The sequence below is a fragment of the Salinisphaera orenii subsp. orenii MK-B5 genome, assembly GCF_003788635.1.
GTDB classification, from domain to species: domain Bacteria; phylum Pseudomonadota; class Gammaproteobacteria; order Nevskiales; family Salinisphaeraceae; genus Salinisphaera; species Salinisphaera orenii.
In genome coordinates this window covers 113,271-134,572 of record NZ_AYKH01000034.1, presented here as the reverse complement: position 1 = coordinate 134,572, position 21,302 = coordinate 113,271, and the positions used below count along the sequence as shown (strand labels likewise).

General features: G+C 66.6%; 13 protein-coding genes, 1 pseudogene and 1 CRISPR repeat array. Of the genes and pseudogenes, 6 read left to right on the top strand and 8 right to left on the bottom strand.

Annotated features, from left to right (window positions below; genetic code table 11):
• The first annotated feature begins 5 nt into the window (after positions 1–5).
• Both csy3 and cas6f read left to right on the top strand, forming a co-directional pair.
• Positions 6–1,046: pseudogene (gene csy3, locus SAOR_RS12735) on the top strand (type I-F CRISPR-associated protein Csy3).
• On the top strand, positions 1,046–1,612 hold the full coding sequence (gene cas6f, locus SAOR_RS12730) for a type I-F CRISPR-associated endoribonuclease Cas6/Csy4 (protein WP_123631767.1): 567 nt from the start codon (positions 1,046–1,048) through the stop codon (positions 1,610–1,612). Before csy3 ends, cas6f begins: the two are co-directional and overlap by 1 nt.
• Before the next feature lie 130 nt (positions 1,613–1,742).
• A CRISPR array of direct repeats spans positions 1,743–6,746; the repeat unit is 28 nt; unit sequence GTTCGCTGCCGCGTAGGCAGCTAAGAAA.
• A gap of 105 nt (positions 6,747–6,851) precedes the next feature.
• Here the strand turns inward: cas6f and SAOR_RS12725 are convergent.
• The gene (locus SAOR_RS12725; protein ID WP_123631766.1) at positions 6,852–8,969 is read right to left on the bottom strand and encodes an HAD-IIB family hydrolase; all 2,118 of its coding nucleotides are present in this window, start codon (positions 8,967–8,969) and stop codon (positions 6,852–6,854) included.
• A 960-nt stretch (positions 8,970–9,929) separates the two neighbouring features.
• Between SAOR_RS12725 and SAOR_RS12720 the strand changes: the two genes are divergently transcribed.
• The 4 genes from SAOR_RS12720 to SAOR_RS12705 are packed head-to-tail and all read left to right on the top strand — an operon-like array spanning position 9,930 to position 13,439.
• Positions 9,930–11,081 (top strand): glycosyltransferase family 2 protein, encoded by a 1,152-nt coding sequence (locus tag SAOR_RS12720; protein WP_123631765.1) that lies wholly within the window; start codon positions 9,930–9,932, stop codon positions 11,079–11,081.
• Positions 11,078–12,136: an acyl-CoA dehydrogenase gene (locus SAOR_RS12715; protein ID WP_185015676.1), complete on the top strand. Its 1,059-nt coding sequence runs from the start codon at positions 11,078–11,080 to the stop codon at positions 12,134–12,136. The genes SAOR_RS12720 and SAOR_RS12715 overlap by 4 nt, the downstream gene beginning before the upstream one ends.
• Positions 12,133–12,801, top strand: coding sequence for a PIG-L deacetylase family protein (locus tag SAOR_RS12710; RefSeq protein WP_123631764.1), 669 nt, complete (start codon positions 12,133–12,135; stop codon positions 12,799–12,801). The genes SAOR_RS12715 and SAOR_RS12710 overlap by 4 nt, the downstream gene beginning before the upstream one ends.
• Positions 12,798–13,439, top strand: coding sequence for an SAM-dependent methyltransferase (locus SAOR_RS12705; RefSeq protein ID WP_123631763.1), 642 nt, complete (start codon positions 12,798–12,800; stop codon positions 13,437–13,439). Before SAOR_RS12710 ends, SAOR_RS12705 begins: the two co-directional genes overlap by 4 nt.
• A 149-nt stretch (positions 13,440–13,588) precedes the next feature.
• On the opposite strand, the gene SAOR_RS12700 is transcribed toward SAOR_RS12705, so the two are convergent.
• The 7 genes from SAOR_RS12700 to SAOR_RS12670 all read right to left on the bottom strand — a co-directional run bounded on the left by SAOR_RS12700 (position 13,589) and on the right by SAOR_RS12670 (position 21,302).
• Complete coding sequence (locus SAOR_RS12700; RefSeq protein WP_123631762.1) at positions 13,589–14,293, bottom strand: ABC transporter ATP-binding protein; 705 nt, start codon at positions 14,291–14,293, stop codon at positions 13,589–13,591.
• The gene (locus SAOR_RS12695; RefSeq protein ID WP_123631761.1) at positions 14,290–15,096 is read right to left on the bottom strand and encodes an ABC transporter ATP-binding protein; all 807 of its coding nucleotides are present in this window, start codon (positions 15,094–15,096) and stop codon (positions 14,290–14,292) included. Before SAOR_RS12695 ends, SAOR_RS12700 begins: the two co-directional genes overlap by 4 nt.
• Positions 15,089–16,036: a branched-chain amino acid ABC transporter permease gene (locus SAOR_RS12690; protein ID WP_123631760.1), complete on the bottom strand. Its 948-nt coding sequence runs from the start codon at positions 16,034–16,036 to the stop codon at positions 15,089–15,091. The genes SAOR_RS12695 and SAOR_RS12690 overlap by 8 nt, the downstream gene beginning before the upstream one ends.
• Complete coding sequence (locus tag SAOR_RS12685; protein ID WP_123631759.1) at positions 16,036–16,905, bottom strand: branched-chain amino acid ABC transporter permease; 870 nt, start codon at positions 16,903–16,905, stop codon at positions 16,036–16,038. Before SAOR_RS12685 ends, SAOR_RS12690 begins: the two co-directional genes overlap by 1 nt.
• An 88-nt stretch (positions 16,906–16,993) precedes the next feature.
• Entirely contained in the window at positions 16,994–18,220 is a 1,227-nt protein-coding gene (locus SAOR_RS12680) for an ABC transporter substrate-binding protein (protein WP_123631758.1), read from the bottom strand.
• Positions 18,221–18,392: 172 nt separating this feature from the next.
• Complete coding sequence (locus SAOR_RS12675; RefSeq protein ID WP_123631757.1) at positions 18,393–20,000, bottom strand: long-chain-fatty-acid--CoA ligase; 1,608 nt, start codon at positions 19,998–20,000, stop codon at positions 18,393–18,395.
• 105 nt (positions 20,001–20,105) lie between these two features.
• Complete coding sequence (locus tag SAOR_RS12670) at positions 20,106–21,302, bottom strand: acyl-CoA dehydrogenase family protein (RefSeq protein WP_123631756.1); 1,197 nt, start codon at positions 21,300–21,302, stop codon at positions 20,106–20,108.

Genomic DNA, 21,302 nt, shown 5'->3' with positions numbered 1-21,302 from the left:
TCATCATGGCCAAGAAAGACGACGCACCCAAGACCGCTTCCGTACTCGCCTTCGAGCGCAAGCTCGACCCATCCGACGCCCTGTTTCATGCCGGCGACTGGGACGCCCGCGGCCAGAGCGCCGACTGGCCGGCGGTGACACTGCGCGAAAAATCCGTGCGCGGCACGATCTCCAACCGACTCAAGGCCAAGGACCAGGACCCGGCTAAACTCGACGCGGCGATCGAAAACCCGAATCTGCAGACGGTGGACGTCGCCACTCTCCCGCACGACGCCGACACGCTCAAGGCCCGGTTCAGCCTGCGCGTGCTCGGCGGGGCCGGCAAACCTTCCGCCTGCAACAACGCCGCGTACGAACAACGTCTGTCGGAAGCCGTAACCGGCTACGCATCCGAGCACGGCTTCGGCACGCTCGCACAGCGCTACGCCCACAATATCGCCAACGGCCGCTTCCTCTGGCGCAACCGGCTGGTGGCAGAAGAAGTCGAAGTCCGTGTTCGCCAGCTCGTGAAGGGCAAGACCGAATATGAATGGACATTTGATGCACTGGCCTTCGATCTTCGCCGTTTCGAGGCCCACGGTGCCGCTCAGTCATCCGTGGACGCACTGGCCGCACAGATCGCGGACGGGCTGGCGGGCGAACAGTATGCCCTGTTCGAGATTACCGCCTTCGCCCGCGTCGGCGCTGGTCAGGAAGTATTCCCATCGCAAGAGCTCATCCTCGATCGCAGCCGTGGTGACAAATCCAAGACGCTCTACTCTGTCGACGGCATTGCGGGCATGCATTCACAGAAACTCGGCAACGCCCTGCGCACCGTCGACACCTAATACCCGGACGCCGACAGCAACGCGCTCGGTCCGATCGCGGTCGAACCCTACGGATCCGTCACGACACAAGGCACCGCCTACCGTCAGCCGAAAGCCAAGGTCGACTTCTACACGCTGCTCGATCGCTGGATGCTCAAGGACGAAAAGCCCGCGCCGGAACAGCAGCATTTCGTCATGGCCACCTTGATCCGTGGCGGCGTCTTCGGGGAGGGCGGCTGATGACATCGCATTACGTCGACATCCAGCTTCGGCCGGACCCGGATTTTCCCGCAGGCCAACTCATGGGCGCCCTGTTCTCGAAACTGCATCGCCGACTTGTCGCGCTCGATGCGAGCGCGATCGGCGTGAGTTTTCCGGCCCATCGACTGCAACCGCGAGACATTGGCAACCGATTACGTATCCATGCCACGCCAACAGACCTGGATTCACTCATGGCCACCGCCTGGCTCGGCGGCATGCGGGAATACGCCGAGATCGGCGAAGTAGCGCCGGCCCCTGCGGATGCTTCACACCGCACCGTATCGCGGCGGCAGTTCAAGACCAATGCAGAACGTCTGCGGCGACGGCGTATGCGCCGGCACAACGAGTCAGAAGCCACCGTCCTGGAACGCATCCCCGACAGCGTCGAACAACGCGTGTCACTACCGTTCGTACAGATACGCAGTACAAGCACCGGCCAACGTTTCAGTCTGTTCATCGAGCACGGCCCCGTTCAGCCGAATCCCGAACCTGGCCAATTCAACACATACGGGCTCAGTCGTGGCGCGACCATCCCATGGTTTTGACCCTTTTTCTCAGCGTCCAAACGTATAGTCTATAAATCAGTCACTTGGCGCTTCCCCGATAAATAGGGGGAAATGCGCCTGTACTGCCGCCGTTCTTTAAAAATCAATAGCTTGTAAATATATGTCTCTAGTTCGCTGCCGCGTAGGCAGCTAAGAAAGAACGCAGTCGTCAGATTCGAGACTCCCGCGCGTTCGCTGCCGCGTAGGCAGCTAAGAAAATCAAGTGCTCCCCCGCTTGATGGGGCTTTTTGTTCGCTGCCGCGTAGGCAGCTAAGAAAAGAGACGCTCATGAGCGTGCACTGATCGCAGCGTTCGCTGCCGCGTAGGCAGCTAAGAAAAGCAGTAAAGAAATCCTTTACAACTGGCCAGCGTTCGCTGCCGCGTAGGCAGCTAAGAAACTCCAAGGCATCGCCCACAGACGCTCGGCCTGGTTCGCTGCCGCGTAGGCAGCTAAGAAAGTAACGAGGCTCATGAGCACAAAGCAGAAATCGTTCGCTGCCGCGTAGGCAGCTAAGAAAAGGAAAAACCGACGCGAGACTCGAAATCTTAAGGTTCGCTGCCGCGTAGGCAGCTAAGAAACAAGAGCCACGACCAAGACCGGCTAGAGCAAAGTTCGCTGCCGCGTAGGCAGCTAAGAAATCGAGGCCGATGTGTGGGATTCAACGCGGTCTGTTCGCTGCCGCGTAGGCAGCTAAGAAATGGAACCGCTCGTAGGCCCGTTCGACGTCCGGGTTCGCTGCCGCGTAGGCAGCTAAGAAAATATTCAGTCGCGGGGTCGAGCTCGTCCTGAGGTTCGCTGCCGCGTAGGCAGCTAAGAAATACGGCGAGGACGCCAGCCCGGACCGATCGAAGTTCGCTGCCGCGTAGGCAGCTAAGAAAAAGACGCATCGAATAACCCAACGCCCGACAACGTTCGCTGCCGCGTAGGCAGCTAAGAAATGATTATGATCCGTCCAGTCGGCCACGACGACGTTCGCTGCCGCGTAGGCAGCTAAGAAAGGTAGGCCCACCCATACCCGAGTTTTTCCATCGTTCGCTGCCGCGTAGGCAGCTAAGAAAAGTGTGTCGAGTCGGCGCTAGATCACCATGAGGTTCGCTGCCGCGTAGGCAGCTAAGAAAGGATACAGCGAAAAGACCGCCAGGCAGCAAGGGTTCGCTGCCGCGTAGGCAGCTAAGAAATTTGTCCTGCTGGTCGATGCCGAAACCGAGCGGTTCGCTGCCGCGTAGGCAGCTAAGAAAAGTGGCACGCCGTGTCGAATGGGCGGGTGAGCGTTCGCTGCCGCGTAGGCAGCTAAGAAATAACGATTGTCGCCGCACCTTTTTCAGATGATGTTCGCTGCCGCGTAGGCAGCTAAGAAAACGAATTTGTAGGCATGTGCCATATCCCGCCCGTTCGCTGCCGCGTAGGCAGCTAAGAAAAGCACGCCGTGTGGGGCCGTCCAGGGGCGATAGTTCGCTGCCGCGTAGGCAGCTAAGAAAATCCGCAACAGCTCCAGTGGCGATGCCGAGGTGTTCGCTGCCGCGTAGGCAGCTAAGAAATGCCACCCCGGCGCGCACCGCCAGCTGCTCGCGTTCGCTGCCGCGTAGGCAGCTAAGAAAATTCTCGCGAGCCTCGGCATCGGCGTGGAGGGGTTCGCTGCCGCGTAGGCAGCTAAGAAATTGGCGAGGGTCGCGGTGAACGGTAGATCGCGGTTCGCTGCCGCGTAGGCAGCTAAGAAAGTACCCCGGATCTCGAGCGGTCGCGGGCATGAGTTCGCTGCCGCGTAGGCAGCTAAGAAATTGTTCCGCCGTATGGCCTCCGCGTCCTGAAAGTTCGCTGCCGCGTAGGCAGCTAAGAAAACGAGACGGGCGATATCCGCGGTCAGCTGGTCGTTCGCTGCCGCGTAGGCAGCTAAGAAAGGCCGCGATGGCGCAGGGCCCCGCGGCAGTCCGTTCGCTGCCGCGTAGGCAGCTAAGAAAACGCCGGCGCGCCTCGTCGGCCATGAGTTGCAGTTCGCTGCCGCGTAGGCAGCTAAGAAAGAACATTACGACCGCGTCCGGCGATTCATGGAGTTCGCTGCCGCGTAGGCAGCTAAGAAAATCGCATTACAGTTCGACCTCCGAATCGGGGCGTTCGCTGCCGCGTAGGCAGCTAAGAAACGAGAATCTTCTTGCTGCCCGTGACGTACGGTGGTTCGCTGCCGCGTAGGCAGCTAAGAAATGAAACGCGCCGCCGATCAGTACGCCGCCGACGTTCGCTGCCGCGTAGGCAGCTAAGAAATGCCGCGCCGTCGAGGATGCCGTAGGCGGCTGGTTCGCTGCCGCGTAGGCAGCTAAGAAAATCGCCTGGAACTGCTCGCACAGGTGCATCGAGTTCGCTGCCGCGTAGGCAGCTAAGAAAAAGGTCATTGTCGGGCGTCGGGCTGTTCGAGCGTTCGCTGCCGCGTAGGCAGCTAAGAAACTGTTTGCCGACAAACTCCAGATCATCGACGCGTTAGCTGCCGCGTAGGCAGCTAAGAAAGAACCGCGCGGAGCTGATCGAAACGCTGGTGTTCGCTGCCGCGTAGGCAGCTAAGAAACTGTGCGGCGGTGGCAAACTGTTGCTGAAGCGGTTCGCTGCCGCGTAGGCAGCTAAGAAAAGCGCGTTACGCTGGAGCTTCTGCCACGCGCTGTTCGCTGCCGCGTAGGCAGCTAAGAAATTGGCGAGAGCGGCCACGGCGTCACGCTCTTCGTTCGCTGCCGCGTAGGCAGCTAAGAAATGCTCGGACACATGGACCCGCGAACCCTGCAGGTTCGCTGCCGCGTAGGCAGCTAAGAAATAGTCCGCATGCGCCGCGACCAACTCGGCGCCGTTCGCTGCCGCGTAGGCAGCTAAGAAAATGAACATCGAACGCATGACCGCCGCCGCCGGGTTCGCTGCCGCGTAGGCAGCTAAGAAATGCTCGTCTTGAAAATCGATGAACGGATACGAGTTCGCTGCCGCGTAGGCAGCTAAGAAAGGGCCGGGTAGCGCGGGGTGCTTGTATGAGTCGTTCGCTGCCGCGTAGGCAGCTAAGAAATGAATGTCTCGCGATCTGGTCGCGGGTCCGAGGTTCGCTGCCGCGTAGGCAGCTAAGAAATTAATAAAGGTGTTGACGTATTCCCATAAACGGTTCGCTGCCGCGTAGGCAGCTAAGAAATCTAAATTGTCTGCTGAGATCGCTTTGTTGGTGTTCGCTGCCGCGTAGGCAGCTAAGAAAAAGCCGTTCTGTCCGACGACAATCCGATCGGGGTTCGCTGCCGCGTAGGCAGCTAAGAAAATGCGCTTGCCGGCGTGGCCGGACAGGGCGCCGTTCGCTGCCGCGTAGGCAGCTAAGAAATCGAGCAGTTCCCCCAGCTGCTTGTGCATCTCGTTCGCTGCCGCGTAGGCAGCTAAGAAATGACCGACGGCGAGCTGGAGGAGATGTCCGGCGTTCGCTGCCGCGTAGGCAGCTAAGAAAAGCCGTTGGGGCAGTGAAAGCCCCATTCGCGCGTTCGCTGCCGCGTAGGCAGCTAAGAAACGGACCAGATCGGCCCGGGGTGCGAGTGATGAGTTCGCTGCCGCGTAGGCAGCTAAGAAAAGCTGCGCGACCCCCTCGCCCATCCCCGTGCAGTTCGCTGCCGCGTAGGCAGCTAAGAAAGGACCGACTACTGGCAGACCGAGCACGCCCAGGTTCGCTGCCGCGTAGGCAGCTAAGAAAGTCACCGCCAGGGTGTCCTGCCAGACCGGCGAGTTCGCTGCCGCGTAGGCAGCTAAGAAATTGATGTCGACGGCAGCCACTATCGGCATGTCGTTCGCTGCCGCGTAGGCAGCTAAGAAAGACACGACGATGAAATCCGAGACGCCGTAGGCGTTCGCTGCCGCGTAGGCAGCTAAGAAAGACGGCTGGCTCTACCACGTGACGTATGACGGGTTCGCTGCCGCGTAGGCAGCTAAGAAAAAGGGGATTCGAACGATTGCCAGCGGTGGTTCGCTGCCGCGTAGGCAGCTAAGAAAAAGACCTGAGCGACGAAATCGACCTGATTTCCGTTCGCTGCCGCGTAGGCAGCTAAGAAAAACACCCAAGGAAACGCCCCGGAGTTCACCGCGTTCGCTGCCGCGTAGGCAGCTAAGAAAGTCACCGGGTCATACCCGATGCGCGCCACGTCGTTCGCTGCTGCGTAGGCAGCTAAGAAAAGCGTCCCCGGCGAGTTGCGCAAACGCGGCCGGTTCGCTGCCGCGTAGGCAGCTAAGAAATCCGAGTTCAAAAAGCGGCTGCTCGGCGTCTCGTTCGCTGCCGCGTAGGCAGCTAAGAAAAGCCCGTGCAGGAAATCAAATCTGCACTGTGAGTTCGCTGCCGCGTAGGCAGCTAAGAAAACGGATTCGCTGCGGCTGCTCCGGCTGGCATAGTTCGCTGCCGCGTAGGCAGCTAAGAAATGATCGCGCTCTCGATGCTATTGACCGCATGCGTTCGCTGCCGCGTAGGCAGCTAAGAAAAGCTGGCGGGCGGTCAGCAGATCAGGCATGGCGTTCGCTGCCGCGTAGGCAGCTAAGAAAAAGATGGCGCAGCTGATCTTGAGCCTGCATTCGTTCGCTGCCGCGTAGGCAGCTAAGAAATCCACGTGCGCCGGCAGGCCGGAGACGGCGCGGTTCGCTGCCGCGTAGGCAGCTAAGAAAGGCACCGTGAGCGACCCCGGCGCCGTGATCAGGTTCGCTGCCGCGTAGGCAGCTAAGAAATACCACTCCGGCGCGAGCGCCCGCGAGCTCGCGTTCGCTGCCGCGTAGGCAGCTAAGAAATGCACCGCGATCACGGTCACGCGGCGCGGCAGGTTCGCTGCCGCGTAGGCAGCTAAGAAATATTGCCCGGCGTTCGAGAGCGTATCCGACGCGTTCGCTGCCGCGTAGGCAGCTAAGAAATTGCGCTCGATCGCGATGGTGGTGGTGGTGACGTTCGCTGCCGCGTAGGCAGCTAAGAAAAAGGGGATTCGAACGATTGCCAGCGGTGGTTCGTTCGCTGCCGCGTAGGCAGCTAAGAAAATCCCGCGCAACCGCGTCTGCAACATCTACCTGTTCGCTGCCGCGTAGGCAGCTAAGAAAGATTCCGGCCAGCCCGCGTCCCACACGCGCAGGTTCGCTGCCGCGTAGGCAGCTAAGAAAAGCGCCTCGTGACGCAGGAGGCCGAGCCGGACGTTCGCTGCCTGAAAATCTGCAATTGCACGTCCGTTGGTGCTGCCGCTCACACCCAGCGGCCGTGCCTTTACCTCACGACACGTTACTCCGCGCGCGAAAGTGCTCGACGCCTTCGATCACGCCGCGGGCGTGGTCGGCTCGGGCGAGGTAGGCGTGGTCCAGGCCGGGGACGGTGGTGAGGTCGTCGCGGTAATTGGCGACGATGATCGCGCAGGGCAGCGCGCGCAGCATCTCGATGTCGTTGCCGGAGTCGCCGGCGACGTAGACGCGCGCGTGCGGGATGCCGTGGCTCGCGGCCAGATGGGCGACGGCGCCGCCCTTGGAGGCGCGTGCGGGGAGCACGTCGACGAAGCGGTCGTGGCTGTGGATCACGGTGGCTTCGATACCGCGGGCGGCGAGCACGCCTCGTATCTTCGGCGCGATCGCGAGGCCGCCCGGGCAGAGATAGCTGATTTTGTGCCGACGCTGTTCGAGCGCGCTCTGGGGCGTAAGCTCGGACAGCTCCGCCAGCGCGTCGACGATGGCCTCGCGCGACCAACCGGCGTCGATATGCGCCTGCCAGTCGGTATCCAGCCGATAGGTCACGCCGTCGGCGTTCAGGCAGTGGATCTCCGCGCCGACCGAGGTGATGAGAAAACGCGGCCAGTCGATATCGGACTGCTCGAGGATCTGCAGCGCGCTGTGAAAACTGCGGCCGGTGGCCACGCCGAACGCCATGCGCGACTGGCCGGGCTGCCAGCCGTTGAAGTCGTGAATACCGTGGCTGCAGCCCACCAGCGTGCCGTCGATGTCGCAGATCAGCAGCGCCTCGGGCGCAGCGTCGGCCGGGGCACGGTAGCGCGTGCGCCGCGGCACTTCGCGGGCGGTATCGGCACGGCCGAGCAGTCGTCTGATCAGGCGATGGTAGTGCTGCACGTGCCGCGGCCAGTCGAAGATCGCGCTCGCGCGGCGGCCGTTGTCGGCGTAGCGCTGCCAGCGCTCGGGATCGCCGAGCATATCGCGCGCGGCTTTCGCGATCGCATCGGTCGCACAGGGGTTGACCAGCACGCCGTTGTCGCACTGCTCGATGATGTCGTTGGGGCCGCCGCTGTCGGTGGCGATCACCGGCAGGCCGCTGGCCGCGGCTTCGAGCAGGGTCAGGCCGAACGGCTCGTTGAAGGCCACGTTCGCGAACACGCCGCGGCGTTCGCGCGCCCAGGCATAGACCGCCGGCACGTCGGCGCCGCGATGCTGCTTGGGATAGGCCACGCGGCCGTAGAGGTCGTAGTGGTCGATCAGCGCCAGCATCTCGCGCAGGTTGTCGGCGATCTCGGGCTCCAGGGCGTCGAGCGACTGGCGCCCGCCGGCCAGAATCACCAGATTCGCGCGCGCCTGCAGCGCCGGCGATTCGCCGTAGGCCCGGATCAGGTTCGCCAGATTCTTGCGCGTGACCGGGCGCGCGATTGCCAGCAGCGCGGGCTTGTCCGGCTCGCTGAGAAAGCGCCCCAGCATGCGCTCGACGCGCTCGGTGGGCCGGGCACGCTCGAAGGTCTGCAGGTCGCTGGCCGGGCGGATCACCCGGATGCGCCCGGGCACGTAGTCCGGATAGTCGGCGTACTGCAGCTCGGCTTCGTCGCGCGAGGAGGCGATCACCAGATCCGCCTCCCGCAGGGCGGTATTCTCGAAGCCGATACGACGTTCGAGCGCCGGCGTCATCGCATCGGCCCGGGTCGAGCCGATGGCCGCGGCGTAGCCCACCTTGGGCCGGCCCAGCGAATGCGCGGTGAACACGAACGACAGCCCGCGGCGCGCCTTCAGGCGCGCGGCCACCTCGCCGGCGTCGGCGTAGTGCGCGTGGAGCAGATCGGGGCCACGCTCGAGGCCGTCGATATGGTCGTCCAATGCGTCGGCGAACGCGGGCAGCTGGTCCCAGAGCTGCTCTTTCGGGCGATAGCCCGGGTCCGGCGTGGGCAGGCGCACGATGCGCACCTTGGGGTTGATGTATTCGCAGCCGCGCCGATAGTCGCCGTCGGTGAAACCCGCCTCGAAGGCGCGGGTGACGATCTCGATGCGCTCCACGTCCGGATCGCGCGCGGAGGCCTGAACGAGCTCGAGCAGGTAGCGAATGTGACCGCCGGTATCCGCGGTGATGCCGTACTCGACATCGTGGGCGCGCAGACAGCCCTGCAGGGCGATGTGCATGATGAACATGGGCGCTTGGTTCCTGTCTCGCCGTGTACCCGGGCCTGGGCCCGATGTCATCGGACCGTGATCATGTCGGTTCGGTTTCATGGCCGGGGCGACCATCGTTTCGCCGCCGTCCGGCCACGGCCCCGTGGCCGGAAGCGTTCCACGCGGGCTGTCGACACGCGCTCCGTGGCCGCCCCGGTCTGTGCCGGAAACGCCGCGTACAGGGCCCAGATGTGTATCCCGGCCCGCGCCGACGGCAACCGCTTGCTATACGCGAACGCCGGTCCGCCCCGCGCGCCGCCGCACACCGATAGTCGCCCGACCGGGCGGTCGTGCTCGCCGTTCCCCGCCCGCTCGCTACCCGCACGTACCGGCCCGTCGCGGCGACGAGCCGAACGCAACCGTCGGTCGGACGAACGATCAGATACGTGCCGACCAGGCGATCGGAATGGCTCGGCGCATCAATCATGCGCTCAAGCTAGCCGGAAGTACGGCCCCGGGAAATCCGTACTATTTCGAACAAGACGCCGCGACCACCATCTGCGCCGTCAGGCACCCTCCCCTCGCGACCGACACCCGGCCCGCGCCGACCGCGCCGTCGCGCCGTTATACCGCTGTGGCCGGTCGCCCCGCCAGCGTCGGCCGGCTGATGGCGCACCCCGACCGGGCGATGATCGACCCCGCCGTTCCGGCCTCACCGTCGCGAGCTTGAACGGCGCCGGCGCGGCCACGCCATCCGGCATCGGCCGATACGCGCGGCGTGGCAGGTTCTGCGGCGCGTTTCCGCGTCGAACTCGGGTGCGCGACGGACTCGCGCTTCGTCGACAACCGCCCGCGGCGGCTCGAACATGACGGCCCGCTCGATAGCGGCTTGATCCAAATGAGTCTTTCGCGACCGACGCCCATGATCGCGGGCCCGCCCGAACGGCCCGCAGAACTACGCATTAACCGCCCGCGAGAAGCGGGGTATCGTGCCTCATCATGTCCATTCCGCCTGCCATGCGCGACACCGGACAGCCCATGCCGGCTGCGGGGCTGGCCCATGCCGCGCCGGACCACGCGTCGCCGACACGCGATATCCGCGCGCCGGCGTGGACACTCGCCGTCTGCGTACCGGTGCGCGACGAACGCGACCATCTGCCCGCCCTGCTCGACGCCCTGGCGCGCCAGACCGTGGCCGACGACACCTTCGTGCTCTGTCTGCTGTTCGACGGCTGCAGCGATGGCGGCGCGCGCTACGTGCAACAGCGCGCCGCCGCGCTGCCCTATGCCGTGGTCACGCAGCGCATACCCCGCCAGCAGCCGGCCAGCGCCGGGCGCGCGCGCCGCGCCGCGATGGCGCTGGGCGCCGCCACGCTGGCCCGTGGCGGCCCGGCGGACGCCGCGCCGGACGACGCCTTTCTGCTGAGTACCGACGCCGACAGCGTGCCCGCCGACGACTGGCTGGCCGCGAACCGGCATGCGCTCGCCGCGGTCGATGTGGTCGCCGGCTATATCGAGCGCCCGGACGCCGCGCCCAGCGAAGCGCACCGGCGCGTCGAACGCTACTGGGAGCGCCTGCGCTGTCTGCAGCGCACGGTCGATCCGCTGCCGCACGACCCGGCGCCTTCGCATCCGTCGCAGGGCGGCGCGAGCCTCGCCTTCCGGGCCGCGGTATACGCAGCGCTCGGCGGCTTCGAGGACATCGCCGCGCACGAGGATTTGCGGCTGGTGACGGCCGCGCGGCGCGCGGGCTATCGCGTGCGCCACGACCGCGCCGTACGCGTGGCCACCTCCTCGCGCCTGATCGGGCGGGCCGACGCGGGCCTGGCCGAGACGCTGCGTACCCGCGCGGCCGACCGCAACCCGCCGCGCGTGGAAGCGCCCGATGCCGCGCTCGCCCGTTTTCGCCGCGCGGCGGCGGCGCGGCGGGCCTTCGCCGCCCTGCACGAGACCGCGATCCGTGACGAACTGGCTACGCTGCTGGCGATCGACGCCGACGAACTGCGCCGCCTCGCCGCGCCCTGCGACAACGCCGAGGCCTTCGTGATGGCCGTCGTGCCCGACCCCTGCGCCGCCGACGAGATCGCCCTCGATCAGGCCGAGACCCGCCTGCACGCCCTGGAAACCGAACACGCATGTCCAAGCCCATGAGCGCTCTGCCCGACGAACCGACCCGCGCCGATACCGTGGCACTGGCTGACCTCGACGCCACGCAGCCCAATGCCGCCTACATGCGCGCGGGCATCGCCCGCCTGCAGACCGGCCTCGCACTGAGCGATCCGCGCGATCTGACTGCGTACCTGACGCTCGCGCGCCGGCTCTACGCGGCCGGGCGCTTCGATCTGCCGCTCGGCCGGCTGTTCGAAGGCCATATCGACGCGCTGCAGATCATCACCCGCTATGCGGACACCGAGACCGCCACCGCGCTGCACGCCAAGGCCCGCGCCGGCGCCTGCTTTGGCGTCTGGAACGCGCCGCTGGCCGGCGAGCCGCTGGCTTTCGACGGCGAGCGGCTCGCCGGCGGCAAGGCGTTCGCCTCCGGTGCCGGGCTGCTCACGCATGCGCTGGTCAGCGCGGATGTTGCCGACAGCGATTCCAAGCAGCTGCTGGTCGTGGACCTCGACGCCACGCCGCCGGCGATCGATAGCGACTGGTGGCAGGTGCTCGGCATGCAGCGTTCGGAGACACATCTCGTGCGCTGGCACGACGCGCCGCTCGGCGCCCGCGACGCCGTCATCGGCACCCCCGGCGACTATGAGCACGAGCCCTGGCTGAGCGCGGGCGCGCTGCGGTTCGTGGCCGTGCAGGCCGGCGGCATCGCCGGGCTGTTCGACGGCGTGCGCGATCACCTCGTGGCGCGCGGGCGCGCGGGCGACCCCCATCAGGCTGCGCGGCTCGGGCGCCTCTACGACGTCGCCGCGAGCGCGGCGGGCGTCTGTCGCGACACCGCCGCCCAGCTGTTCGACACGCCGGCGGCCAGCCATCCCGCCCGCGTGGCCAGCGCGCGCAGCCGCGTGCTCGACGCCGGCGAACAAGCGCTCCACCTGACCCAGCAGTCGGTCGGCCTGTCGGCGTTCTTCGAGACCGACCCGCTGTGCGCGCATATGGCCGATCTCATGGTCTATCTGCGCCAGCCCGCCCCCGACGCCCAGCGCGTGCAGGTCGGCGCGGCCGCCGCCGACGGCACGATCGAGCCCTCGCTGTGAGGTCGCCGCTGCCGGCCCGTATTGCCCGCGCCCACGTCGTCGCCCCCCACCCGGACGACGAAGCCATCGGCGCCTTCGGCCTGATCGTCGCACTGCGCCGGCGCGGCGTGGTGGTGGACGTCACGCTCGTGACCGACGGGCGCGCCTCGCATCCGAACAGCCGGCGATTTCCGCCGGCGCGCCTGAGCGCCGCGCGCTATCGCGAAACGCGTCAGGTGATGCGCCGCGCCGGCGTGCGCCGTCAGGATCTGCGCTTTCTCGGCTATGCCGACGGCGCGCTCGGCTTCGACGGCCCGGCCACGACCGCGCGCCTGGCTCGCGATCTCGCCCGCCGGCCGCGCCCGGATCTGATCGTCACCCCCTCGCGCCACGACAACCACGCCGATCATCGCGCCGTCGCGCGGGCCGTCGCCCGGGCCTGGCCGGCCTCGATCGCGCGCCTGTCCTATCTGGTCTGGCCGCGCCAGACACCGCACCGGCCGCGCCCGGCGGGCCGCCTGTGGCGCCGGACGCTCGGCGCACGCGCGGCGATGAAGCAGGCCGCGCTACGGCGCTATCGCACCCAGATCGATGCCGTCGACGACGATCCGGACGGCTTCACGATCACGCCCGCGCTGCTCGCCCGTTTCGGCCGGCCGGTCGAAGTCTTCGGCAGCCGGCCATGAGCGCTTCGCCGCGCCGCGCCATCGACCTATCCGGCTTCGAGGCCAAATTCCGTACCACGGCCGATCCCTGGCAGACGTTCACCGCCCGCGACGAAGCGATCAAGCGTGGACGCATCCTGCGCGCGCTCGGCACCCGGCCACACGCACGCCTACTGGAACTGGGCTGCGGCAACGGCTCCAACAGCCGCACGCTCGCCCGGCGCGCGCTGCATCTGCACGCCTGCGACGGCAGCGCGAGCGCCACTCGGCTCACCCGCGCCGCGCTGGCCGGCCACGCCCATGCCGAGGCCTTTGAGATCGCGCTGCCCGCGGCGTTTCCGGGCCTGCGCTACGAGGCCGTGGTGATCGCCGAACTGCTGTACTACCTCGCACCGCGCGCGCTCGATCGCCTCGCGCGCGACGTGGCCCGCGTGCTTGTGCCCGGCGGGCGTCTCGTGCTCGCGCACCACCACGTCGAGTTCCACGACAACGCCCAGCGCGCCGCCGGCATCCACGCCCGCTTTCTCGCCTCTACCGGCCGCGCCTGGCAGCGTCGCTACGTCGCGGGCAGCCAACGCTGGCACGTCGAGGGCTTCGTCGCGACACGCCCCGCGCGGTGGAACCGCCCGGACGCCGGGCCCGGCCCGTTCGGCGTCTGATCGAGCGGGCCAACGCGACAACGCGCTCCGGCCCGTACGCGCCGGAGCGCCCGATGCGCGCCGCGGGATCGCGAATCGCGCCGTGCCGGCAAGACGGCCGTGGACACCACACCGATCCGGGACAGCCCAGCGGGCTGCCGGCCGCGGGCTCAGGCCACCGATAGAAACCGGTCCTGCGTGGCCGTATCCTCGCGCAGCTCGGCGGCGCCGGCCTCGTGGACGATGCGCCCTTTTTCGAGGATGTAGGCGCGTTTGGCGTGCTTGAGGGCGAAGTGCACGCTCTGGTCGGTGAACAGGATGGTGGTGGTGGCGGCGAGGTCGTCGATGAGCGCGCCGATCTGCTTGACGATGACCGGGGCGAGGCCCTCGTTGGGCTCGTCGAGCAGGAGCAGGCGCGGTTCGGTCATCAGCGAGCGGGCGACGGCGAGCATCTGCTGCTGACCGCCGGACAGGGTCGCGCCGTCCTGGTTGGCGAGCTCGGCAAGCATGGGATAGTTGTCGAAGATGCGTTCGATCGACCACTTCGGCGTCTCGCCGCGGCGTTTGCGCTGGGCGACGTCGAGATTTTCGCGCACCGACAGGCCCGGAAAGATGCGCCGGTCCTCGGGCACGAGGCCGATACCCATGCGCGCGATCCGATGGGCGGGCCTGCGCTGGATCTCGTCGCCCTCGAACACGACGCGCCCGCGGCGCGGCGGCGTGAGGCCGATGATGCTCTTGAGCGTGGTCGACTTGCCGGCGCCGTTGCGCCCGAGCAGGCAGACGGTCTCGCCTTCGGCGAGCTGGAGGGTGACGCCCTGCAGCGCGTGGCTTTCGCCGTAGTAGGTATGCACGTCGTCGAGTTCGAGCATCATGACGCGGTCTCCTCGGCGTCTTCTTCGTCTTCCTCGCCCAGATAGGCGCGGCGCACCTCCGGATGGTCGCGCACTTCGGCCGGCGTGCCGACGACGAGCGCCTCGCCGCGGTGCATGACCAGGATGCGATCGGCCACCCCGAAGACGACGTCCATGTCGTGTTCGGTGATGAGGAAGGTGTAGTCGCCGCTTTCGGCGAGGCTCTTGATGAGCGCGGTGACGCGTTTGGTTTCCTGCGGCGTCATGCCGGCGGTGGGCTCGTCGAGCAGTACCAGGCGCGGACGCGTGGCCAGCACCACGGCGATCTCGAGCAGGCGCTTGTCGCCGTAGCTGATGGTGCCGGCGCGCTTGTGCGCGAGCTCGCTCAGGGACAGCCGTTCGAGCAGGGTATCGGCCTCGTCCTGCAGCGGTTTGGCGCGGGTGGCGACGTTGAACCAGCGCTTGCCCCAGCCGTGGAGGGCGGTGAGCGCGACTTCCACGTTCTCGCGCACCGTCATCTCAGTGAAGATGTTGTTGATCTGGAACGAGCGCGACACGCCGAGGCGGCTGATGCGGTGCGGCGCCAGCCCGGTGATGTCGCGGCCTTCGAAGGTGAGCGTGCCGGTAGTCGGCTTGAGGCGGCCGGAGACCATGTTGTAGAGCGTGGTCTTGCCGGCGCCGTTCGGGCCGATGATGGCGACGGTCTCGCGCGGCGCGACGTCCAGATCGATGCCGGAGACCGCGGCCACCCCGCCGAAACGACGGCTGAGATCGCGGATCTGCAGCACCGGGCCGGATTCGTTGGTGGTGGTGGTATCAGTCATGGTTGCCCTGCACCCAGTCGAGCAGCGTGCCAAGCACGCCGCGGCGGAAGAACATGACCATCAGCGCGAGCATCACGCCCAGCACCAGCATCCAGGCGTCGGTGAAGCCGGTGATCCAGCTTTCCAGCAGCACGAAGACGGCGGCGCCGAAGAACGGTCCGAGAAAGTAGCCGGTGCCGCCGAGAATCGACATGAGAACGGGCTCGGCCGACATCGACCAGTGCAGCATCTCGGGGCTGGCCACGCGCAGGAACGGCGCCATCAGCGCGCCGGACAGCCCCGCGAACGCACCGGCCACGGTGAAGGCGGCCAGTCGGTAGCGGCGCACGTCCAGCCCGCAGAAGGACACCCGCTCCGGGTTCTGGCGGATCGCGCGCAGGATGAGCCCGAACGACGAGCGACAGATCAGATACAGCACCGCCGCGGCGACCACCACCACGCCGAGCACGACGTGATAGTAGACGGCGGGGTCGCCGAGCGACCAGTCGATTCCCGGCGCGAAATCGCCGAGCATGAAGCCGGCGATGCCGTCGCTGCCGTTGGTGACCGAACGCCATTGGTGCGCCACGGCGAAGACCATCATGCCGAAGGCCAGCGTGAGCATGGCGAAATAGACTTCGTCCAATCGCACGCTGAGAAAACCGATGACCAGCGCGAGCAGCGCACCGGCGCCCATGGCCACGACCAGGCAGGCCAGAAACGGCCACTCCAGATGCAGCAGGATCAGCGCGGTCGCATAGGCGCCGATGCCGTAGAAGGCGGCATGGCCGAAGCTGAGCATGCCACTGTAACCGAACACCAGATTGAAGCTGGCCGCGAACAGGCCGAGGATCAGCACCTCGGTACCCAGAAAGATATAGAAATAAGGCGCCACCCACGGCAGCGCGACGAGGCCCGCCAGCACCACGGCGAGCACGATCAGCACGATAGCGTTCTTCATCACGCCGCTCCCTTGCCCATCAGGCCGTTGGGCTTGACCAGCAGCACCAGCGCCATGCCGATGAAGGGCAGCACCATGTTGACCTCGGGGAAATAGCGGCCGCCGAACGCATGGATCGCGCCGAGCACGAGCGCACCGATCAGCGCCCCCGGGAAGCTGCCCAGGCCGCCGATGACGACCACGATGAACGACTCGATGATGATCTTGTCGCCCATGCCGGGATCGATCGCGCGCATGGGTGCGGCGACCACGCCGCCGACCGCGGCCAGCCAGGCGCCGAAGGCGAAGGCGCCGGTAACCACCAGCCGCGTGTTGATGCCCAGCGCCTTGGCCATGTCCGGATCCAGCGAGGCCGCACGCATGATGCGCCCCACGCGGCTGCGGTTGAACAGCGCCCAGAGCCCGGCGAGCATCGTCAGCCCCACGCCGATCACGAACAGGTTGTAGACCGGGTAAAGCACGCCGCCCGGCAGCTCGAGCGTGCCGGCCAGCAGCGCCGGCGGCTCGACCACGTGGATGCCCGAGCCCCAGATCATGCGGACCGACTCGTTGAGCACGAGCAACAGCGCGAAGGTGAGCAGCAGGCTGTCGGTGATCTCACGCCCGTAGATGAAGCGCAGCACCAGCCGGTCGAGGACCACCGCGAGGGCGGCCACACCCAGCGGCGCGACGATCAGCGCGGCCCAGAACGGCCAGCCGAGCATGGCGATGAGGCTGAAGCCCAGGTACGCGCCGATCATGTACAGCGCGCCGTGGGCGAAGTTGATGACGTTGAGCACGCCGAACACGATGTTCAGCCCGACCGCGATCACGAACAGCAGCAGACCGATGTCCAGGCTGTTGAGCAAGGCGGTGAAGAATGCGGTCATGTCGAGTCTCCCGACGATGCAGGGGCACGATCACGCAGGGCGCCGCGGCCCGGTGCGAGCCGGGCCGCGACGTCTGCGTGCCAAGCGACTAGAGCGAGCAGCCGGTCTCCTCGACCGCCGGGGTGACGTCCTTGCCGTCGAACACGTGCACGTCGGTGAGGCTGCGGATGCCGAACTCGTCGTCCATCGGCCCGGCCTTGCCCCAGGTGGGCCCGACCAGCGTCTGATGGTCTCCGGCACGGAAGGTGATCTCGCCCATCGGCGAATCGAAGCTCATCCCCGACAGCGCCTCGGCGACCTTCGGGCCGTCGGTGGTACCGGCCTTCTCCATGGCCGCCTTGTAGGCGTAGACCGCCGCGTAGGCACCTTCCGCGTTATAGCTCGGCGCCTTGTCGTAGCGTTCCTTGTAGGCCGCCACGAAGTCGCGGTTGGTCGGGTTGTCGTAGGCATCGAACCAGTAGCGCGTGCCCAGCCAGACGCCTTCGGGCATCTGCTCGCCAAGCGCGTCGAGCACCTCGGTGGCCGCACCCACGGTGAACATGATCTCCATGTCCTGATCGAAGAAGCCCAGGTCGCTGGCCTGACGCACGAAGTTGACCAGGTCGCCGCCCCAAAGCGAGATCAGCACGCCGTCCGGATCGGCGTCCATGATGCTGTTGATGAAGGGCGTAAACTCCTCGGCGCCGAAGCGCGGGAAGGCGGTCTCGCTCATCAGCTCGGCGTCGGGATTCTTTTCCTTGAGCGCCTGGCCGAAGAAGTCCCAGGACTGGCGCCCGAAGGCATAGTCCGGACCGATCGTGGTCCAGCGCTTGGCACCACTGTCCGCGGCGATCTCGGCGGCGCCGCGCATGTTCTGGACGATGTTGACGCTCAAGCGATAGACGTAGTCGTTGCACATCTTGCCGGTCACGTCGGGCGTGGCGGCGTGGGTGATGATCAGAGGCGTCTGCAGCTGCGGCACGGTGGAGGCCACGCCCTGGGCCACGCCGGAACTGTCGATGCCCATGAGCGCGTCGACGTTCTCCTGATAGACCAGCTTGCGCATGGCCTGGATCGCGGTGCCGGAGTTGCCCTGGCTGTCCTCGATCTCGTATTCGAGCTGACGCCCGAGCACGCCGCCGTTGTCGTTGATCTGCTCGATCGCGAGCTTCATGCCCTGCTCGGCGAACGCGCCGTAGCTGGAGGCACTGCCGGAGCGGATATACACCGCGCCGAGCTTGATCGGATCCTCGGCCGCCTGGGCGGCCATGCTGCCGACGATGCCGGCCGCGGCGAGTGCCGCCACGGCCATGCGCCGAATTGCTGTCGAAGCCATGTCGTTTTCTCCTCGTTGCGCACCCGTTGATGTTTTCTGTTGCACATCCGCCGCGGGCGATCGGCCGATGTGTTCCGGCGCGACGCCCCGTCTATCTCGCGGTGGGCGTCGCGGTTCCACCTTTAGCGCATCGATGCGCGTTCATGGGCCGTCCATTCGTCGCAGACGCCCCTCAGAGCTGCTCGCGCAGCACGTTCTTGCGGATCTTGCCGGTCGCGGTCTTGGGCAGCTCGCCGAAGACCACGCGCTTGGGCGCCTTGAAGTGGGCCATATGCTCGCGGCAGAAATCGATGAGCGCGCGCTCGTCGAGCGCCGCGTCGGCGCGCAGAGTCACGAAGGCGCAGGGGGTCTCGCCCCATTTGTCGTCCGGCTGGGCGACCACCGCGGCCTCGACCACCGCCTCGTGGCGGTAGAGCACCTCCTCGATCTCGAGGCTGGAGATGTTCTCCCCGCCCGAGATGATGATGTCCTTGGCGCGGTCCTTGATCTCGATATAGCCGTCCGCATGGGTCACGGCCAGATCGCCGGAATGGAACCAGCCGTCGGCGAAAGCCTCGTCCGTCTTGGACGGATTCTTGAGATAGCCGGCCATGACGGTGTTGCCGCGAATGCAGATCTCGCCGATGGTCTCGCCGTCGTGGGGCACGGGAGTGCCGTCGACGTCGAGCACGGTGAAGTCGTCGATGGCGAAATTGGCCACACCCTGGCGGGCCATGCGCCCGGCCAGCGCATCGATCTCGAGTTCGGACCATTCCGGCTGCCAGACACACAGCGCCGACGGGCCGTAGGTTTCGGTCAGCCCGTAGAGATGGGTGATGTCGAAGCCGATCTCCTGGGCCTTGCGGATCACGGTGGCCGGCGGCGCCGCGCCGCCGAGCGCGAACGCCGCGGGTGCGCTCAGCGTGATGCCGCGGGCGTCGAAATCGCCGAGCAGCGTATTCAGCACGATGGGCGCGCCGCACATGTGGGTCACGCCGAACGCTTCGATGCGCTGGTGGATGAGATCCGAATCGATCCGGTCCAGGCACACGTGGGTCGCGCCGGCCGCCGTCACCGACCAGACATAGCCCCAGCCGTCGCAGTGGAACATCGGCAGGGTCCACAGATAGACCGAATCGGCGGTCATGTTGAAGGCCATGGCGTTGCTCATGGCCGCCAGATAACCGCCGCGGTGGTGATAGACCACGCCCTTCGGATCGCCCGTGGTGCCGGAGGTATAGAGCAACGTGAGCGCGTCCCACTCGTCGGCGACCTTGTCCCAGTCGAAGGCGGCGTCGCCGTCCGCGATCAGGTCTTCATACGGTTCGCCGTAGAGTTCGCCGGTCGCACCGTGGTGGCTGCTGACCACGACCGTCTCGGGCGGCGTGTCGAGGCGCTCCAGCGCGGGGCCGGCCTCCTTGCCGAAGGCGTGGTCGCAGATCAGCAGCTTCGCGTCGCCGTGCTCGAGGATGAAAGCGATGGTGGCCGCGTCGAGCCGCGTGTTGATCGGGTTCATCACCGCGCCGAGCATCGGGATCGCGTAGCGGGCCTCGAGCATCTCGTGGGTGTTGCGACAGAGCACCGCGACCGTGTCGCCCTTGTCGACGCCGCGTTCGGACAGCGCGCTGGCCAGCCGCCGACAGCGCTCGTCGAACGCCCGGTAGGTGAGCGTGACGTCGCTGTCGATGACCGCCGTGCGCTCGGGATAGATATAAGCCGAGCGCTTGAGAAAGCTCACGGGCGTGAGCGGCGAATGGTTCGCCGGATTGCGCGCCAGCTGCTCGTAGTCGGCCTGTGCCATGGGATCTCCTCCGAAAAGGCCCTGTCCTGTCGAACAAGGCGGCCCGCGCGTTCTGGCGGCGCGGTACCGCCGGGCTGTCCTGCTATGTCCTGCGCGTCGCCGGCATCAGTCCCAGCGCCAGAAGTCGGCGCCCTCGCTCATCAATGTGCGCGAAAACACCATCTTGTGCACCTCCGATGCGCCGTCGACCAGCCGCGCCTGGCGCGCGTAGCGATAGATCCATTCCAGCACCGTGTCTTTGGAATAGCCGCGCGCACCGTTGAGCTGAATGGCCGTATCCACCGCCTGGTGCAGCGTTTCGGACACGTTGACCTTGGCCATCGAGACCTCCTTGCGCGCGAAGCTGCCCTGGTCGAGCTGCCACGCCGCGTGCATGGTCAGCAGGCGCCCGGTCTGGATCGCCATCGCGGCGTCGCCGAGCATGCCCTGCACGCCCTCGCGATCGGCCAGGCGCACGCCGAAGGCCTCGCGCTCGGCGACATAATCGGCCGCGATCTCCATCGACCGCCGCGCCAGCCCCAGCCAGCGCATGCAATGCGTCAGCCGCGCCGTGCCCAGGCGGATCTGGGTGACCTTCAGCCCGTCGCCGACCGCCATCAGCCGATTGCGGTCGGGAATGCGCAGGCCGTCGAAGCGGATCTCGCAGTGCCCGCCGTGCTCCTCCGGACCCATGATCGGGATGCGGCGCACGATCTCCCAGCCCGGATCGTCGGCGTGGAACAGGAATGCGGTCAGGCCCTTGCGGGTGTCCTCCGACGTGCGCGCGATGAGGATGAAGTGTTTGGCCACGCCCGCGCCGGTGATGTAGTGCTTGTGGCCGTGGATGACCCAGTCGTCGCCGTCGCGCGTGGCGGTAGTGCGCATCGCGGTCGGATCGGAACCCGCGCCGGGCGGCGGTTCGGTCATCGCGAACGACGAACGCACCTCGCCGTCGACGATCGGCTGCAGGAACCACGCCTTCTGCGCCTCGGTGCCGACACGCTCCAGCACGATCATGTTGCCGTCGTCGGGCGCGGCCGAATTGAACACCACCGGCCCGAAGATCGAACGGTTCATCTCCTCGTAGCAGGCGGCCATGCCCACGATCGACAGCCCCTGCCCACCGCGGGCGCGCGGCATCTGCAGCGACCACAGGCCGGCGTCCTTCGCCTTGGCCTTCATGCGCTCGAGCACGTCGGGGGCGATGTTCTCGTGGGCGTCGTAGTTCGCCGGGTCCGCCTCGAGCGGGATCAGCTCGGCCTCCACGAAAGCGCGGATGCGCTGGCGATAGTCCTCGATCTCGGCGGGAAGGCTGAAGTCCAT

Coding starts and splice junctions, on each gene's coding strand:
- cas6f (WP_123631767.1), top strand. CDS start 1,046: ATGACATCGCATTACGTCGACATCCAGCTTCGGCCGGACCCGGATTTT.
- SAOR_RS12725 (WP_123631766.1), bottom strand. CDS start 8,969: ATGTTCATCATGCACATCGCCCTGCAGGGCTGTCTGCGCGCCCACGAT.
- SAOR_RS12720 (WP_123631765.1), top strand. CDS start 9,930: ATGTCCATTCCGCCTGCCATGCGCGACACCGGACAGCCCATGCCGGCT.
- SAOR_RS12715 (WP_185015676.1), top strand. CDS start 11,078: ATGAGCGCTCTGCCCGACGAACCGACCCGCGCCGATACCGTGGCACTG.
- SAOR_RS12705 (WP_123631763.1), top strand. CDS start 12,798: ATGAGCGCTTCGCCGCGCCGCGCCATCGACCTATCCGGCTTCGAGGCC.
- SAOR_RS12700 (WP_123631762.1), bottom strand. CDS start 14,293: ATGATGCTCGAACTCGACGACGTGCATACCTACTACGGCGAAAGCCAC.
- SAOR_RS12695 (WP_123631761.1), bottom strand. CDS start 15,096: ATGACTGATACCACCACCACCAACGAATCCGGCCCGGTGCTGCAGATC.
- SAOR_RS12690 (WP_123631760.1), bottom strand. CDS start 16,036: ATGAAGAACGCTATCGTGCTGATCGTGCTCGCCGTGGTGCTGGCGGGC.
- SAOR_RS12685 (WP_123631759.1), bottom strand. CDS start 16,905: ATGACCGCATTCTTCACCGCCTTGCTCAACAGCCTGGACATCGGTCTG.
- SAOR_RS12680 (WP_123631758.1), bottom strand. CDS start 18,220: ATGGCTTCGACAGCAATTCGGCGCATGGCCGTGGCGGCACTCGCCGCG.
- SAOR_RS12675 (WP_123631757.1), bottom strand. CDS start 20,000: ATGGCACAGGCCGACTACGAGCAGCTGGCGCGCAATCCGGCGAACCAT.
- SAOR_RS12670 (WP_123631756.1), bottom strand. CDS start 21,302: ATGGACTTCAGCCTTCCCGCCGAGATCGAGGACTATCGCCAGCGCATC.